15 protein-coding genes are annotated in these 17549 nt (G+C 31.0%); 12 read left to right on the top strand and 3 right to left on the bottom strand.

Annotated features, from left to right (window positions below):
* Nucleotides 1-43 precede the first annotated feature (43 nt).
* The 4 genes from alsT to mprF all read left to right on the top strand — a co-directional run bounded on the left by alsT (nt 44) and on the right by mprF (nt 6812).
* A complete protein-coding gene (alsT, locus tag ACZ267_RS03705) occupies nt 44-1513 on the top strand; it encodes a glutamine transporter AlsT (RefSeq protein ID WP_079449004.1) in 1470 nt (489 codons plus the stop codon).
* Between the two features lie 233 nt (nt 1514-1746).
* A complete protein-coding gene (glcT, locus tag ACZ267_RS03700; RefSeq protein WP_079449005.1) occupies nt 1747-2595 on the top strand; it encodes a glucose PTS transporter transcription antiterminator GlcT in 849 nt (282 codons plus the stop codon).
* 273 nt (nt 2596-2868) lie between these two features.
* On the top strand, nt 2869-4026 hold the full coding sequence (locus ACZ267_RS03695) for an AI-2E family transporter (protein ID WP_161767513.1): 1158 nt from the start codon (nt 2869-2871) through the stop codon (nt 4024-4026).
* 263 nt (nt 4027-4289) lie between these two features.
* On the top strand, nt 4290-6812 hold the full coding sequence (mprF, locus tag ACZ267_RS03690; RefSeq protein WP_002467181.1) for a bifunctional lysylphosphatidylglycerol flippase/synthetase MprF: 2523 nt from the start codon (nt 4290-4292) through the stop codon (nt 6810-6812).
* Between the two features lie 85 nt (nt 6813-6897).
* On the opposite strand, the gene msrA is transcribed toward mprF, so the two are convergent.
* Entirely contained in the window at nt 6898-7404 is a 507-nt protein-coding gene (msrA, locus tag ACZ267_RS03685; RefSeq protein WP_002467182.1) for a peptide-methionine (S)-S-oxide reductase MsrA, read from the bottom strand.
* Between the two features lie 136 nt (nt 7405-7540).
* Between msrA and ACZ267_RS03680 the strand changes: the two genes are divergently transcribed.
* Nucleotides 7541-8545, top strand: coding sequence for an LCP family protein (locus ACZ267_RS03680; protein ID WP_002467187.1), 1005 nt, complete (start codon nt 7541-7543; stop codon nt 8543-8545).
* 50 nt (nt 8546-8595) lie between these two features.
* Here ACZ267_RS03680 and ACZ267_RS03675 read toward each other — a convergent pair whose 3' ends face one another.
* Nucleotides 8596-8781, bottom strand: coding sequence for a 2-hydroxymuconate tautomerase (locus ACZ267_RS03675; RefSeq protein ID WP_002451325.1), 186 nt, complete (start codon nt 8779-8781; stop codon nt 8596-8598).
* 153 nt (nt 8782-8934) lie between these two features.
* Here ACZ267_RS03675 and ACZ267_RS03670 point away from each other — a divergent pair, with 153 nt between their 5' ends.
* On the top strand, nt 8935-10197 hold the full coding sequence (locus tag ACZ267_RS03670; protein WP_079449006.1) for a Y-family DNA polymerase: 1263 nt from the start codon (nt 8935-8937) through the stop codon (nt 10195-10197).
* Nucleotides 10198-10296: 99 nt separating this feature from the next.
* On the opposite strand, the gene ACZ267_RS03665 is transcribed toward ACZ267_RS03670, so the two are convergent.
* A complete protein-coding gene (locus ACZ267_RS03665; RefSeq protein ID WP_015365024.1) occupies nt 10297-11388 on the bottom strand; it encodes a prephenate dehydrogenase in 1092 nt (363 codons plus the stop codon).
* Nucleotides 11389-11532: 144 nt separating this feature from the next.
* On the opposite strand from ACZ267_RS03665, the gene ACZ267_RS03660 reads away from it, so the two are divergent.
* From ACZ267_RS03660 to ACZ267_RS03635, 6 genes are all read left to right on the top strand, one after another.
* A complete protein-coding gene (locus tag ACZ267_RS03660; protein ID WP_015365023.1) occupies nt 11533-12567 on the top strand; it encodes a M42 family metallopeptidase in 1035 nt (344 codons plus the stop codon).
* Nucleotides 12568-13159: 592 nt separating this feature from the next.
* Complete coding sequence (locus ACZ267_RS03655; RefSeq protein ID WP_015365022.1) at nt 13160-14566, top strand: anthranilate synthase component I; 1407 nt, start codon at nt 13160-13162, stop codon at nt 14564-14566.
* Nucleotides 14563-15138, top strand: a complete 576-nt coding sequence (locus ACZ267_RS03650; protein WP_002467184.1) for an anthranilate synthase component II — start codon at nt 14563-14565, stop codon at nt 15136-15138. The genes ACZ267_RS03655 and ACZ267_RS03650 overlap by 4 nt, the downstream gene beginning before the upstream one ends.
* On the top strand, nt 15139-16137 hold the full coding sequence (trpD, locus tag ACZ267_RS03645) for an anthranilate phosphoribosyltransferase (protein ID WP_019235897.1): 999 nt from the start codon (nt 15139-15141) through the stop codon (nt 16135-16137). It abuts the gene before it with no gap.
* Entirely contained in the window at nt 16138-16938 is an 801-nt protein-coding gene (gene trpC / locus ACZ267_RS03640) for an indole-3-glycerol phosphate synthase TrpC (protein ID WP_002467178.1), read from the top strand.
* Nucleotides 16929-17549 (top strand): phosphoribosylanthranilate isomerase, encoded by a 621-nt coding sequence (locus ACZ267_RS03635; protein ID WP_079449007.1) that lies wholly within the window; start codon nt 16929-16931, stop codon nt 17547-17549. Before trpC ends, ACZ267_RS03635 begins: the two co-directional genes overlap by 10 nt.

Raw genomic sequence — 17549 nt, 5'->3', positions numbered from 1 at the left:
ATTTTTAAGATATGAATTTTATTTAAAGATGAGAGGGATTTATTTGAAAGATTTTGATAATTTAATTCCTGGTTGGTTCAAAGATTTTGTCCAAGTAGGGAATGATTTAATTTGGTCTCAATATCTAATTGGATTGTTACTTACAGCTGGTTTCTTCTTCACTATCAGTTCTAAATTTGTGCAACTTCGCATGTTGCCTGAAATGTTTAGAGCGTTAGTTGAGAAACCTGAAACATTAGAAAGTGGCGAAAAAGGTATTTCACCTTTCCAAGCTTTTGCAATTAGTGCAGGCTCAAGGGTTGGTACAGGAAATATTGCTGGTGTAGCAACAGCAATTGTACTAGGTGGTCCTGGTGCGGTATTTTGGATGTGGATTATTGCATTTATAGGTGCAGCAAGTGCATTTATGGAAGCCACATTAGCTCAGGTTTACAAAGTACATGATAAAGATGGTGGATTCCGAGGCGGACCAGCATATTACATAACTAAAGGATTAAATCAAAAATGGTTAGGTATTGTATTTGCGATTCTAATCACAGTTACTTTCGCATTTGTATTTAACACAGTTCAATCAAATACGATTGCTGAATCATTAAATACTCAGTATCATGTTAGCCCAGTTATTACAGGAATTGTTTTAGCAGTCATTACAGCTATCATCATCTTTGGTGGTGTTCGAAGTATTGCAACATTATCATCATTAATAGTTCCTATTATGGCTATTATATACATTGGTATGGTTTTAGTTATTTTACTATTAAACTTAGATCAAATCGTTCCAATGATTGGTACTATCATTAAAAGTGCTTTCGGTTTTGAACAAGTAACTGGTGGTGCAGTAGGTGCAGCTATTTTACAAGGTATTAAACGTGGTTTATTCTCCAATGAAGCAGGTATGGGTTCTGCGCCAAATGCAGCAGCAACAGCTGCCGTACCTCATCCAGTTAAACAAGGTTTAATTCAATCATTAGGTGTATTCTTTGATACTATGCTTGTATGTACAGCTACAGCAATCATGATTTTATTATACTCTGGATTAAAATTTGGAGAAAATGCACCTCAAGGTGTGGCAGTTACACAATCTGCTTTAAATGAACATTTAGGTTCAGCAGGTGGTATATTCTTAACAATTGCAATTACACTATTTGCCTTTTCTTCTGTTGTAGGTAACTATTATTATGGACAATCTAATATAGAATACCTTTCAAATAATAAGACAATTATTTTCATTTTTAGATGTCTTGTAGTCGTACTTGTATTTATTGGTGCAGTTGCTAAAACTGAAACAGTATGGAGTACAGCAGACTTATTTATGGGACTAATGGCAATTGTTAATATTGTTTCTATTATTGGACTTTCTAATATTGCTTTTGCAGTAATGAAAGATTACCAACTACAACGTAAAGCAGGTAAAAATCCTCTGTTCAAACCAGAAAATCTTGAGATTAACTTATTTGGAATTGAATCTTGGGGTATCAATTCAACAAATAAAGCTAATAAAAATAATAAGTAACGAAAAATCCTGAGACATATTTAAATGTCTCAGGATTTTTTATTGAATAGTGAGTTATTGATTGTATTCTTTTTAGTATTGTACAGAATCTTTTTTATGGATAGAAAGTAGAGTACTTTGATAATAATAGTAAAATTTGGATTTATAAATAAAAAGATTTAAAAATGTATTTTCTTTTCATTTATATCATTTAGCTTTATAATTTTAATAATGGATTAGGAAAGGTGATAATGATGGGAAAATACAAAATAAGTAAAATTCTCAATAATAACGTTATCATATGCACAAATAAAGATCAGGAAGTTGTACTCATTGGAAAAGGTATTGGTTTTAATAAAAGGCAAGGTTTAATCTTAGATGAATCAGCTTCCATTGAAAAAGTGTATAAGCTTGATCAAGATAAACATAAAGAGCATTATAAGACATTGGTTGAAATGGCGGATGATCATGTACTGCAAGCTGTCATAGAATCAGTCAATTTAATCACTAATACGACTTTAGATATTGATGATAAAAATTTAGTCGTTGCCCTAACTGATCATATTATTTTTGCGTATAAACGTTTAAAACAAAATCAATTAATAAGTAATCCGTTTGCTATGGAGACTAAGTATTTATATAGCGACGCATATCAATTAGCTGCCAAAGTGATTGAAAGACTAAATCAACAATTAGATGTTCAATTTCCAGAAGATGAAATTGGTTTTATCGCATTACATATTGCTTCTAATTCTGAAGAATTATCTATGCGAGAAATGTCGTTAATCAATCAATTAATTAATAAGAGTATTACAATTATTGAATCTGATTTAAATCATCAAGTTGATCAATCCTCAGTGCAATATCAGCGTTTTATAAGACATGTTCAGTTCCTCATTCGACGTTTGAGACAGAATGAAGCGATTCATGCACAAAATGATTTCATTGAAATGATTAAAAAGCATTATCCACAGTGCTATTCCACAGCTTTTAAAATTTTAAAAATGATTCAAATGGAATTCGATATTACAATTAATGAAGCTGAAGTGATTTATTTAACATTACACATTCACCATTTTGAAGCGCAAGTCATTCGTGACTAATCATGTCTGGTTGTATTTTAATAGTTCTATTCATTAAATTGATATAGTATTATCTATGCAATGATTGAAACCAGTTATATTTATTTTATTAAATTTTTTATACGCCTTAGTTGTACGAATTATGTTATGATAAGTGTTAGTTATTTTAATCATATTAAGCGTTTTATGAATTGAATAAAGAGAGGTAACTTGAAGGTATGGTGATGTCAAATGTCGAATGAAAATAAGACTACAGAAAATAAGGCATCTGGAAAGTTTAAAACTAATTTCAGTATGTCCGAAACAAGATTTATGCGATTTTTAGGCGGCAATGATTTAATTTATGGTTTATTAGCACTTGTACTTTTAGGTATTGTCATATTTATATTTGATAAAGTTTCATATGTGTTTGAGCCATTTATTATTATATTTAATACGATTGCTGCACCTATTATTGTTTCATTGATTATATTTTATTTGTTTAATCCACTTGTGAATTTGATGGAACGTTATCGTATACCACGATTAGTGGGTATTATGATTATTTATATTGCGATTGTGGGAATTATAGCATTAATTGTTAATTTATTAATTCCGGTTATTGGCTCACAATTAGGAAGTTTTATTAATAATTCGCCTCAATATTTCAAAAAATTTACGAATACAATCAATAAATTAACTAGTAATTCAATTTTTGCTGGCTATTATAGTCAAATTAATGATCAACTTAATTCATTAACGAAGAAAATACCAACAATGTTATCAGATTATTTTGATGGTTTTGGTTCAAAATTAGCAACTTTTGCAGAAGCTGTTGCTAATGTTGGTGTAGTGATTGTAACAACACCATTTGTATTATTCTTTATGTTAAAAGATGGTCATAAGTTTAAAGATTTTACGACAAATATTATGCCACCAAAATTCAGAAAAGATTTTCACGATTTGCTTGAAAAAATGAGTGTTCAAGTAGGTTCATATATTCAAGGACAAATTATTGTCTCATTCTGTATTGGTGTTTTATTATTTATCGGGTATTCAATTATTGGATTAAAATATAGTTTAATACTTGCATGTATCGCTGCTGTAACGAGCGTAGTACCTTATTTAGGTCCTACTATTGCGATATCACCAGCGATTGTTATTGCTATTATTACATCTCCATTAATGGTACTTAAATTAGCAATTGTATGGACATTAGTCCAATTCTTTGAAGGACACTTCATTTCGCCAAATATTATGGGTAAAACTTTAAAAATACACCCTCTAACAATTATCTTTATTTTATTATGTGCAGGTAATTTGTTAGGTATTGTAGGTGTTATTTTAGGTATACCTGGTTATGCAGTATTAAAAGTTTTAGTTTCTCATGTTTTCTTATTATTTAAACGTAGATATAATCGTTATTATGGAGAAGATGCAGGAGAATACCAATTGAATAAAGAACAAGATTAATCTGAGTAGTTGTGATACAAGGATATCTTTAGAAACGGATGTGAGAATAAGAAGGGCATTTGACAATGTCCTTATCTTACTTAATTTCTAAGATATCCTTTTCTTTTTATGCTTAAAGCGTAGCGTATTATTAGGATGACTATAGCTAACATAGGATATGACAATAATGTTATGTATAATTAGGACTATTTATATTCTAATTATCATATTCTTATGATATATTTTTGCTATATAGAAGAATTAATTAGAATTGAAGTGAAAAAATGACTCAAGAAAATAAAAGTAAATTATTATCTATTTTAAAATTTGTGTTTGCTGCAGCACTATTTATTTTTGTAGTGTTCACATTATATCGAGAATTATCAACCATTAATTTTAAAGATACCTTAATGCAATTTGGCAAAATTAATCGTATATGGTTAGTATTATTATTTGCCGGTGGTGGAGCATCATTATTAATCTTATCTTTATACGATATTATTCTTGTTAAATCTTTAAAATTAGATATCCCTTTAACGAAAGTTTTTAGAGTTAGTTATATTATTAATGCTTTAAATGCTATTGTCGGATTCGGCGGGTTTATTGGTGCCGGATTAAGAGCATTTGTTTATAAAAATTATACTGTAGATAATAAGAAACTCGTGCATTACATATCTATTATTCTCATTTCCATGTTAACAGGCCTTAGCCTTTTATCGATTTTAGTTGTTTTTCATGTCTTTAATGCATCAGACATGTTAGATCGAATTTCATGGGTTCGTTGGATTTTATATATTGTTGCTTTATTTTTACCTATTTTTATTATTTATACTATTATGAAACCCGCAGATAAAAATAATCGATTTATGGGTGTTTATTGTACTGTAGTTTCATGTGTTGAGTGGATGGCGGCTGCTGTAGTTCTCTATTTCTCTGCGTTAATCGTAGGTATTGATATTTCATTTATGAATTTTATCGGTATCTTTATTATTGCAGCTTTGTCAGGATTAGTAAGTTTCATTCCTGGGGGATTTGGAGCATTTGATTTAGTCGTGCTACTCGGTTTTAAGTCTCTAGGTGTAAATGAGGAGAATATTTTATTAGCATTATTGCTTTATCGCTTTGCATATTACTTTGTACCTGTAGCTATCGCGTTAGTATTATCTTCATTTGAATTTGGTAACACTGCTAAAAAGTATATCGAAGGATCTAAATATTTTGTGCCTGCAAAAGATGTCACATCATTCTTAATGTCATATCAAAAAGATATCTTATCTAAAATCCCATCATTTTCATTAGCGATTTTAGTGTTTTTAACGAGTGTGATATTCTTCATCAATAATTTAACTATTATTTATGACGGACTATATGATGATAACCATTTTGTTTATTATATAACATTGTCTGTGCATACTAGTGCCTGTTTATTATTAATGTTAAATGTTAAAGGTATATTTAAACAAAGTCGACGTGCTATTATTTTTGCTATTATATCAGTTGTATTAATTTTTACCGCAACGATATATACTTATGCTTCTTTCTTACTTTTAACATGGTTAGTTGTTATTTTTGTATTACTTATTATTGCTTATCGTCGTGCCAAAGTTTTAAAACGACCATTGAGATTAAAAAACGTATTTTTAATAGTAATCATCAGTTTGATTGTACTATATATCAATCATATTATTATCTCTAGTACGTTATATGCATTAGATGTGTACAATCTTGAAGTTGATACAACAGTTTTAAGATATTATTTCTGGATTACAATAGCTTTAATTACTCTGATTGTGGCGTCAATTGCATGGTTATTTGATTATCGTTATTCCAAATCAAATCAAAATAAAGATTTAACTATTTGTGAACAAATTATTCACGAACATGGTGGTAATTATTTAACACATCTTATCTATAGTGGAGATAAAGATTATTTTGTTCATGATAATGAATCTGCCTTTTTAATGTATCGATATAAATCTAATGCATTAGTTGTTTTAGGGGATCCAGTTGGAGATGCTTCATCTTTCGAATCTCTTTTAGAAGCATTTTATGAATATGCAGAATACTATGGTTATGACATTATCTTTTATCAAGTTAGTGATCGTTTCATGCCACTTTATCATAATTTTGGGAATCAATTCTTTAAATTAGGAGAAGAGGCGATTATTGATTTAACAACGTTTACGACTTCAGGTAAAAAGCGTCGAGGTTTTAGAGCTACTTTAAATAAGTTTGATGATTTAAATATTAACTTTGAAGTTATTGAACCACCATTTTCTAAAGAAATGATTGAAACATTACAGCATGTAAGTGATCAATGGTTAGATGGCAGAAATGAAATGCATTTTTCAGTAGGTCAATTTAGTGAAGCGTATTTGTCTAAAGCACCAATTGGTATTATGCGTAATGAAGAAGGAAAAATTATTGCGTTTTGTACACTTATGCCAACATACTTTAATGATGCAATTTCAGTCGATTTAATTCGTTGGTTACCTGAATTAGATTTACCGTTAATGGATGGTCTATATTTACACATGCTTTCATGGGGAAAAGAAAAGGGTTATCGTTCATTTAATATGGGGATGGCAACACTTTCTAATGTAGGTCAATTGCATTACTCGTATCTTAGAGAACGATTAGCTGGTAGAATCTTTGAACATTTTAATGGTTTATATCGTTTCCAAGGTTTAAGACGTTATAAAGAAAAATATGGACCTAATTGGGAGCCGAGATTCTTAGTTTATAGAAAAGATGCATCTTTATGGCAATCAATGATTAAAGTGATGAGAGTTATTCGTCATAAATAAATATATATAATGAAAAGCGATTGATGAAACTGAGTGGTTTCATCAATCGCTTTTGTTTTAATCTTTAATTTAATTATATCTAGATTTAATTTTTCTTATAATTTTCACGATCTTGTTGTTCTTTGGCATATCTTTCTGGTTGCTTTTTATAAAAATCTTGATGATATTCTTCAGCTTTATAAAATGTTGTTGCAGGCAAAATTTTAGTAGCAATTGCTTTATCTGCATTGATTGTATCTTGCATCGCTGCGATATACGCTTCAGCTAATTTTTTCTGATGTTCATTGGAATAGAAAATAGCTGTTTGATACTGAGATCCTCTATCTTGAAATTGACCTTCATCGTCTAGTGGATCAATGACAGAAAAAAAGATTTCTAATAATTTATTGTATGAGAATAACGCAACATCGTATTCAACTTTGACAGTTTCATAGTGTCCAGTAGTGCCACTTTTAACCTGCTCATATGTAGGGTTGGCTATGTCTCCACCCATATATCCTGATGTTACTTGTTCTATACCATCAAATGTATCAAAAGGTTTTGTCATACACCAAAAGCACCCACCCGCAAAATATGCAGTATTTATATTCATTTATGACACCCTTTCATTGGACCTTAGTACCATTTATTAAAAAAATCCTTGCTTTTTGTATACTTTTTCTATAACGTTAATACATATTAATTATAGATGATAGAATTGTAATTTTAAAGGTATAAGGTAGGTAAATATGAGAGAACAGAAGGATAACAGAGAAGAAACTGAGTATAAACGACAAGCAGGTACATCAACTCCACCTTCTAGGCGACGAAAGAAAAAGAGAGTGCGCAAATTACCTTTTATTATTTTATTTATTTTAATTATTCTCATCGTTATAATTGCATACATTGTTCATGGATATAATAGTGGTGTAAAGTATGCGGAAAAGCATGCGAAAGATATTAAAGTACATGAATTTAACGGACCAGTAAAAAATGACGGTAAAATTTCTGTATTAGTATTAGGTGCAGATAAAGCACAGGGCGGTAAATCACGTACAGACTCAATTATGGTTGTTCAATATGACTATATTCATAAAAAAATGAAAATGATGTCAGTAATGCGTGATATTTATGCTGATATTCCTGGCTACGATAAGTATAAAATTAATGCTGCATATTCATTAGGTGGCCCAGAATTATTAAGAAAAACATTAAATAAAAACTTAGGTATTAATCCTGAATATTATGCAGTTGTTGACTTTACTGGTTTCGAAAAGATGATAGATGAGTTAGAACCTAATGGTGTTCCAATGGATGTTGAAAAAGATATGTCTGAAAATATTGGTGTATCATTGAAAAAAGGTCATCATCGTTTAAATGGTAAAGAATTATTAGGTTATGCTAGATTTCGTCATGATGCAGAAGGCGATTTCGGGCGTGTACGTCGTCAACAACAGGTGATGCAAACACTTAAATCTGAATTAGTGAATTTTGGTACAGTTGCTAAGTTACCTAAAGTAGCAGGTATTCTTAGAGGATATGTTAATACAGATATGCCTGATTCTGCGATGTTCCAAACTGGAATAAGTTTCGGTGTTCGAGGCGATAAAAATGTAGATTCATTAACAGTCCCTATTAAGAACTCATATCAAGATATTACCACTAATAATGATGGTAGTGCCTTGCAAATTGATAAAGAGAAAAATAAAAAAGCAATTCAAGATTTTTTCGATGATAAAAATAATAAAAAGTAATACTCAAAGAGCCTCACATTGACGATGTCAACGTGAGGCTCTTTACTTAATTATTGATCTGATTTTCTAACACCAGCAACACCATAATGACTTTTCTTCATTTCTTCAATAACAACATGGATTGCTTCTTTATTTGCACCTGTTGTTTTTTCTACAGCTGCTGTCACTTCTGTAACTAAATCTTTAAGTTGTTCATCTGAACGACCTTCTAATAATTTAACGTTTACGATTGGCATATGTCATTCCTCCAATATTCTTATTACAACTTTAGTATAGCATGAATAATCAATAAAAATACATTTTTTACTAGACGAGAACAAGTGTTCTTTTTGTACTTGAATAAGAACGTTTGTTCGTATATAATGAAAATGTATTAGGGAGGGGTAATCATGTATGACTATCATTTATTAGAGGATAGAGATGTACTTTGTATTGATCAAAAGAGTTTTTTTGCGAGTGTATCTTGTATAGAAAAAGGGTTAGATCCATTAACGACGAAATTAGTAGTTGTCGCAGATACTAAAAGACAGGGGTCGGTTGTGTTAGCAGCGACACCTAAACTTAAAGAATTAGGCGTCAAGACTGGATCAAGATTATTTGAAATACCACATCGTAATGACATATTTATCATTAATCCAAGTATGAGAAAATATCTTAATGTATCAGTTGCTATATCTAAGATTGCTTTACGATATGTGCCACCTGAAGATTTGCATCAATATAGCATCGATGAATTTTTTATGGATGTGACAGATAGTTATCATAGATTCAATTCAACCGTGCAAGCATTTTGCGAAAGATTGCAGAAAGAAATTCATGAAGAAACAGGTATTAGATGTACGATTGGTATAGGCTCAAACATGTTATTAAGTAAAGTAGCTATGGATATTGAAGCCAAACACACAACAAATGGTATAGCTGAATGGCGCTATCAACATGTACCTGAAAAGTTATGGCCTATTCAACCGTTAAGAGATTTTTGGGGAATTAATAGAAAAACAGAAGCTAAATTAAACAAAAGAGGGATTTTTACAGTAGGTGATTTAGCTCAATATCCATATCAATATTTGAAAAGAGATTTTGGAATACTAGGTGTGGATATGCATCTTCACGCTAATGGTATTGATCAAAGCAAGATGAGAGAAAAATATAAAGTGAATAATCCATCAATATGTAAAAGTCAAATTTTGATGAGAGACTACGAATTTGAAGAAGCGAAAGTGGTGATGCAAGAGTTAATTGAAGATGTAGCAAGTAGAGTTAGAGCAAGAAAACAATTGGCGCGCACCATACATTTTTCATTTGGCTATAGTGATGAAGGTGGTGTACATAAGCAGTATACATTAGAAGAAGGTACTAACTTAGAAAAAGATATTTTTAAAGTAGTGAATTATTTTGCTAATCAATTATGTGACAAACAAGCATTATATCGTACATTAAGTGTGTCGCTTACACAATTTATAGATGAAAACGAAAGACAAATGAACTTATTCATCGATGAATACGAGCGTAAGAGAGATGAAAAACTAGCAAAAACAATTGATCATTTACATGTGAAATATGGTAAGGGCATTGTGTCTAAGGCAACATCTTATACTGAAGCTGGTACAAAACATGGACGTTTAGGACTCATGGCAGGACATAAAATGTAGTAATGTATTACACGATAATGATGAAGGTTTCTCAAACACTAAAATAAAAAATAACCTAAGACATTACATTGAGATGTCTCAGGTTGATGAATGAAGTTGCTATTCTATATAAGTATCAAATTGATTTAAAGCTTGAATACCACGTTCCCGATCTTCAGGGTTTTTAAAACTGATTTGCAGTGCACCATAAATATCTTCACGTACTTCTAATATTTTTAAGTTGCTTATAGAAATATTATGTAAACTCAATATATTTGTAACTTTGCTAATCATACCCGGTTTATCCGGAATATCGACATATAGATCATACGCAGTAGTAAGTGCACCTTGTTGTTTAGCGGGTAATCGGTCGCGATAATTTTTTGCATGATCGAAAAAGTTATAAATATCTTCTGAACTAGAAGAAGATATCATAGCTGAAATTGAGGAGATTTGTTCTTGTAAATCTTGTAATATTTCTAGGATGAAAGTTTTATTATTTAATGTAATATCTTTCCACATTTCAGCATTACTACTAGCAATGCGAGTGATGTCACGGAATCCACCTGCAGCTAATTGTTGTACTAAATGGTGTTTTTCTACTTGATTAGCACTGAGATGAACTAAACTTGATGCAACTATATGAGGAACATGACTAACGATACCTGTAACAAAATCATGTTCATTGGCATCAGTGAAAATAAATTTTGCTAATGTAGGTTTTAGTAAATTTTTAATCTTTTCTGCTGCTTGCTTATTAGCTTCTTGATTAAATACAAGAATATAGTAAGCATTTTCAAAGAGATGTTTTTTAGCATTGAGCACACCAGATTTATGACTACCAGCCATTGGGTGCCCACCAACGAGATGAATATTGTGTTTTAACAACATATTTTCAAATGTTTGAATAGTTGATTTAGTGCTTCCTGTATCTGTAACAATTAAATTTGTTTTAGTATTGAGCTTTGGTAAATGTTCTAGGTAATGAACAGTTTGTTCGACAGGTGTAGCATATATAACCATATCAGCTTTTTCGATAGCTTGATCATAATGCGTTGATTTATCATCTATGATACCGATAGATAAAGCTTTATCTAATTGAGATTCATCAGCATCAAAAGCTGTAATATGAATGTCTTGATGATAGTATTTTAAATTACTTGCTAAACTTCCACCAATTAAACCAAGACCTACAAATAAAATATTTTGCATAAGTAATCACCTGTTTCGAAATTTTCAGAATACTAACATTGTAAATGAGGATGTTTATGGAATCAATAAGAATATGATTAGTATATATTAAATAAATAGTCTAAACTAAAGTTAAATAAGATAGAAATGTGAAAGGGGATAAAAATGAGTGATATTCTACAAACGATTAAAACTTTAACAGAGATTAATAGTCCATCTGGAAATGCTGAAAAAGCAATACAGTATGTGAAGGAAACAGTAGAAGACATAGGGTTTTCTACAGAATTGACGAATAAAGGTGCTTTGATTATTAATGTTACTGGAGACAATCAAGAACAGCAACGATGTATTACAGCTCATGTTGATACGTTAGGTGCAATGGTAAAGGAAATTAAAGAAGATGGGCGTTTGGCAATTGATTTAATAGGGGGATTTCACTTTAATGCCATTGAAGGAGAATACTGTGAGATTCAAACAGAGGCAGGCGACATATATACGGGAACAATATGTTTACATGAAACTAGTGTGCATGTATATAAAAATAATCATGAAGTGCCTAGAGATATAGAGCATATGGAAATTAGAATTGATGAAAAAACAAATTCAATTCAAGATACGAAAGATTTAGGCATAGAAGTAGGAGACTTTGTTAGCTTTGATCCTAGAACTGAAATTACTCAATCTGGTTTTATTAAGTCACGTCATTTAGATGATAAAGCAAGCGTAGCAATGATTATAGAATTATTGAAAAAAATTAAAGAAGAGAATGTTAGATTACCACATACAACTCAATTTTATATTTCAAATAATGAAGAGATAGGTTATGGTGCAAATGCTTCATTACCAGACAATATCGTAGATTTTATTGCATTAGATATGGGTGCATTAGGTGATGGTCAATCTTCAGATGAATATACTGTATCTATCTGTGCAAAAGATAGTTCTGGACCTTATCATAAGGGACTTCGTTCACAACTTGTGCAACTATGTAAAATGAACGATATTCCATATAAAGTAGATATATATCCTTATTATGCTTCCGATGCTACTTCGGCATTAAAAGCTGGAGCTGATATCAGACATGGATTATTTGGTGCTGGTATTGAATCTTCACATGCCTTAGAAAGAACACATATTGAATCCATAGAAGCAACACAAAATTTATTATATGCCTACTGTATGTCCCCAATTTTAAAATAAATTAGGATTTGGCGTTGACAAAAATATTTGAGAGATGTATTATACTAAATAATTAGAATTGTTAAACAATTCGGAAGATAAAGTAGCAAATATGAATTGTAGCAAATAGAAAGCTAATGGGTAATGAAAATTAGCACAACATATTTAGTGAATTGGGCTTTCGAATATAAAATTAAATAGCATTAAAGTGAACAATAAACATTTGTTAACTAAGGTGGCACCACGGTAACGCGTCCTTATTGATTTTACGCGTATCGTGGTGCTTTTATTTCGTACAAAATGTAGTAGTTTATAGTAAGGTAGTGTCAGAAAGTTAGTGGATGATGTGAACTAACACCACTATAAATGAAATTGGGTTTTGTATTCTAACAATTAAATATAAACAATGAGTGAACGTATAATATTCCGAATATTAAGAATATTGCGTTAATTAAGGTGGTACCACGCGTCAGCGTCCTTTTTATAGGAGGCTGATTTTTTATGTTTAACAATCGAATCATTACTTTAAACTTTCAAAATTAAGAATAACTAAAAAATAAAAATCATCTTCAATAATAATTAAACGAACTCAAACATAAAGGAGTGAAATTAATTGGAACTCTATTACGAAAAGTTACAGGCCAATATTACACCAGAAACTTTAGCTCAACTCAAACACAACAAAATCATACTAGAAAGCACAAGCCAAGAAAAACTAAAAGGGCGATATTCTATTGTCGTTTTTGATAGTTATGGCACGGTCACATTAGATAATAAATGCCTTCAAATTATTACCCAACAAAAGAAAGAAACGATAACGGAACAGCCTTATCAATACTTAAAGGAATTTGTGAATCGTTATTATGATGATATTGAAGATCAAACGTTACAAGAATTACCATTTATTTCTGGATTTATTGGTTCTTGTAGCTTTGATTTAGTAAGACATGAATTTCCGGTTTTAAAACAAATGGAGTTAGAAGATCATCCACAACATGATGTGAACTTTTACATGATTGAAGATGTGTATGTATTTGACCATTACAAAGACGAACTTTACATCATTAGTACGAATTTATTTTCTCAAGTTAAACGAGACGTTTTAATACAACGGGTCAAAGAACGCATTGAACAGCTTAAAACAATCCAAGTATATCAGCCAAAAGTCACATTTCAAGTTCAAGATAAAGAAATAGAAGCAAATGTGAGTGAACAACATTTTATGAATATAGTGAGTGATTTTAAAAAGAAAATAACTGAAGGGGATATGTTTCAAGTTGTCCCATCACGTATTTATAAATACAAACATCACTTTAACAATCAATTACAAACATTGTCGTTTCAGTTATATCAAAATCTAAAGAGACAAAATCCTAGTCCATATATGTATTACATTAATATGAATCAACCGATTATTATCGGTAGTTCGCCTGAAAGTTTTGTTAAAGTTCACAATGGCAGAGTCGTCACAAATCCTATTGCCGGAACAATACAAAGAGGTCAAACACCAGAGGAAGATCAAAGCAATGCGCATCAACTGATTAATGATGAAAAAGAAAAAAGTGAACATAGTATGCTCGTCGATTTAGGTAGAAATGATATTCATCGAATATGTAAAACGGGCACATCACATATTCAAAAACTAATGGAAATCGAGAAATATGAACATGTGATGCACATTGTAAGTGAAGTGACAGGCGAAATTAAAGAAAATATTTCACCTATGTCTGTTATAGCAAGTCTATTGCCTACAGGTACTGTATCTGGTGCACCCAAATTAAGAGCTATTCAAAGAATTTATGAAGTGATGCCACATAAGAGAGGCGTTTATAGCGGTGGTATTGGTTATATTAACTGTAATCATAACTTAGATTTGGCATTAGCTATTAGAACGATGATGATAGATGATACTTATGTCAATATAGAAGCCGGATGTGGTGTTGTGTATGATTCTGAACCAGACAAAGAATTAGAAGAAACAAAATTAAAAGCTAAAAGTTTATTGGAGGTGTCGCCATGATATTAATCATAGATAACTATGATTCGTTCACCTATAACTTAGTAGATATAGTAGCCCAAAATATAACCAATGAGAATGAAGTGAAAGTATTATATCCAGATGATGACCGTGTTATGCGTCAAAATGTAAAAGGTATTATTATTTCACCTGGTCCTGGGCATCCTTTAGATAATGATTTATTACTAAATATTATTCATCATTATAAAGATAAACCTATTTTAGGTGTTTGTTTAGGTGCACAAGCACTTACATGTTATTACGGTGGTCGAGTGATACAAGGTAAAACCGTCATGCATGGAAAGGTAGATCAATTGAATCTTCAAACACATTCTAAATTGTATACCGGTTTACCAAGCACTTTTAATATTATGAGATATCATTCGCTCGTTAGCGATATAGAACAATTTCCAGAAACTTTAGTCGTGACAGGAGAGACATCTGATTGCATACAATCATTTGAACATATCAATCATTTACATTTTGGTATTCAATATCATCCAGAATCATTCGCGACGGAGTATGGAGAAGAAATAATTAAGAATTTTATTAATTTAGTAGTAGAAGGTGATTAGATGGGAATTTTAAAACAATTAGAACAGCAACAACATTTAAATCAACAAGATATGAAAGCATTTATTGATTTGATGATCAATCCTCAAATTGAAAATCAAATCAAATATAAAGCTTTGAAGTCATATACTGATAAGGAAATGCAACAGTCAGAATTAACATTTTTAGCCAAAAGTTTAATCAAAACGATGTATGAACAACAACCAGTTTATGAAGGTTCGATGTGTATTTGTGGAACTGGTGGTGATCAATCAGGAAGTTTTAATATATCAACGACCGCTTCATTCGTAGTTGCAAGTGCCGGAGCGTCAATCATCAAACATGGAAATAAAAGTATCACTTCAAATTCAGGAAGTACAGATTTGTTAGATCAGTTAAAAATTAAAACCACACCTGTTAAAGAGGTTGTTCAACAATTAAATCAATGTCATTTAGCTTTTGTCAGTGCGACAGAATCGTATCCAATTATGAAGTATATTCAACCCATTAGAAAAATGATATCTAAACCAACGATATTTAATCTTGTGGGACCTTTAATTAACCCATTCAAATTAACATATCAAACCATGGGGATTTATGATCAATCTCAATTAGCAAATGTAGCACAAACAGTAAAAGATTTAGGACGGAAAAAAGCAGTCATATTACATGGTGCTGGTGGCATGGATGAAGCAAGTTTGTCAGGTGACAATTTAATATATGAAGTGAATGCAGGTAAGGAAATTCAACATTATACGATTAATGCTAAAGATTTTGGCTTAAAAAATGCTGCAAATGACACATTGAAAGGTGGCACCCCAGAAGAAAATAAAGCTATTGCGGTAAATATTTTAAACGGTCAAGATCATTCAAGTAAGAGAGATGTAGTAGTGCTCAATGCAGGCATAGCTTTATACGTTTCGGAAAAAGTAAATGATATTGCTACAGGTATTCAACTTGCGCAACAACTCATCGATGACGGAACAGCAATGAAACAATATTTAAGAATGGTGGGGAATTAAATGACAATATTAGACGAAATTGTACTATATAAAAAAGAATTATTATCTAGTCATTATTATCATGAAAAACTTAAAACTTTAAAAAATAATAATCAATATAATCAACCATCTAAAAAGAAAACTTTGAAATCAAGCTTAGCAAATGACAAAGAATTATCTATCATTGCAGAAATTAAATCGAAAAGTCCATCTGTAAAGCAACTACCTGAACGTAATTTGTCGCAACAAATTAAAGATTATGAAGCTTATGGAGCAAATGCCATATCTATCTTAACGGATGAACGTTATTTCGGTGGTAGTTTTGAACGCTTACAACAATTATCTAAACAAACGTCGCTACCCGTATTATGCAAAGACTTTATGATAGATGAAATCCAAGTTGATGTAGCTAAAACAGCAGGTGCATCAATTATTTTACTCATAGTAAATATTTTAACTGATGAACAGCTCCATCGTTTATATCAATATGCCTGTCAATTAGATTTAGAAGTATTAGTAGAAGTCCATGATAGTCAAGAATTGCAAAGAGCTTACGAGCTTAATCCAGAAATTATAGGTGTTAATAATAGAGACTTAAAACGATTTGTGACAGATGTAGAACACACCAATCAGATATTAGGTCATAAAAAAGATGGTTTTTACTATATTTCCGAAAGTGGTATTCACTCTCAAAAAGATGTAGCAAAAATAATTCATTCTGGTATCGATGGATTACTTATTGGTGAAGCGTTAATGAAATGCGACGATTTAAGTGAATTTTTACCACAATTAAAGTTAAATAAGGTGAAACCATGTATTTAAAATTTTGTGGGTTTAAACGTAAAGAAGATGTACTTAAAGCGATTGAGTTACCTATAGATGCGATAAGATTTATTCATTTTCCCAATAGTCACCGTCACCGTGATATGAGTCAAATTCAGCAATTAACCAAACTCGTACCTAGTTATATTGACCGTGTAGTGGTATTAGTCAATCCAGATCGAACACAAATCCAAAGTGTTGTGTCACATACTCAAATCAACACAATACAATTTCATGGCAACGAACCGATAGAAATCATTAAATGGACTAGAACACAGTATCCTAATATTAAAATTTTTAAAGCATTACCCGCACATCAAGATTTGCTAGATCACATAGACTATTACAAACAATTAGTTGATTTATTTATCATCGATACACCCTCAGAACAATTTGGAGGTACAGGTCAAATTTATGATTGGCATCTGTTAGATCATATTCAAGATGTACCATTTCTAATTGCAGGTGGTTTGACTGATCAGCATATCAAACAAATTCAACATTTATCATTGCAGCACATTGGCTATGATATAGCCTCTGGAATTGAAATCAATCATCAAAAAGATGGAGATAAAATGAAAACAATCGTTAACATTGTGAAAGGAGAATGA

The sequence above is a fragment of the Staphylococcus sp. AC872 genome (assembly GCF_979255425.1).
Note: the sequence above shows the minus strand (reverse complement) of the source record. Positions and strands in the feature narration are given on the sequence as shown.

Excerpts from the sequence above, each read along its gene's own strand:
- glcT (WP_079449005.1), top strand. The coding sequence starts at position 1,747 with ATGGGAAAATACAAAATAAGTAAAATTCTCAATAATAACGTTATCATA.
- ACZ267_RS03695 (WP_161767513.1), top strand. The coding sequence starts at position 2,869 with ATGTCCGAAACAAGATTTATGCGATTTTTAGGCGGCAATGATTTAATT.
- mprF (WP_002467181.1), top strand. The coding sequence starts at position 4,290 with ATGACTCAAGAAAATAAAAGTAAATTATTATCTATTTTAAAATTTGTG.
- msrA (WP_002467182.1), bottom strand. The coding sequence starts at position 7,404 with ATGAATATAAATACTGCATATTTTGCGGGTGGGTGCTTTTGGTGTATG.
- ACZ267_RS03680 (WP_002467187.1), top strand. The coding sequence starts at position 7,541 with ATGAGAGAACAGAAGGATAACAGAGAAGAAACTGAGTATAAACGACAA.
- ACZ267_RS03675 (WP_002451325.1), bottom strand. The coding sequence starts at position 8,781 with ATGCCAATCGTAAACGTTAAATTATTAGAAGGTCGTTCAGATGAACAA.
- ACZ267_RS03670 (WP_079449006.1), top strand. The coding sequence starts at position 8,935 with ATGTATGACTATCATTTATTAGAGGATAGAGATGTACTTTGTATTGAT.
- ACZ267_RS03665 (WP_015365024.1), bottom strand. The coding sequence starts at position 11,388 with ATGCAAAATATTTTATTTGTAGGTCTTGGTTTAATTGGTGGAAGTTTA.
- ACZ267_RS03660 (WP_015365023.1), top strand. The coding sequence starts at position 11,533 with ATGAGTGATATTCTACAAACGATTAAAACTTTAACAGAGATTAATAGT.
- ACZ267_RS03650 (WP_002467184.1), top strand. The coding sequence starts at position 14,563 with ATGATATTAATCATAGATAACTATGATTCGTTCACCTATAACTTAGTA.
- trpD (WP_019235897.1), top strand. The coding sequence starts at position 15,139 with ATGGGAATTTTAAAACAATTAGAACAGCAACAACATTTAAATCAACAA.
- trpC (WP_002467178.1), top strand. The coding sequence starts at position 16,138 with ATGACAATATTAGACGAAATTGTACTATATAAAAAAGAATTATTATCT.
- ACZ267_RS03635 (WP_079449007.1), top strand. The coding sequence starts at position 16,929 with ATGTATTTAAAATTTTGTGGGTTTAAACGTAAAGAAGATGTACTTAAA.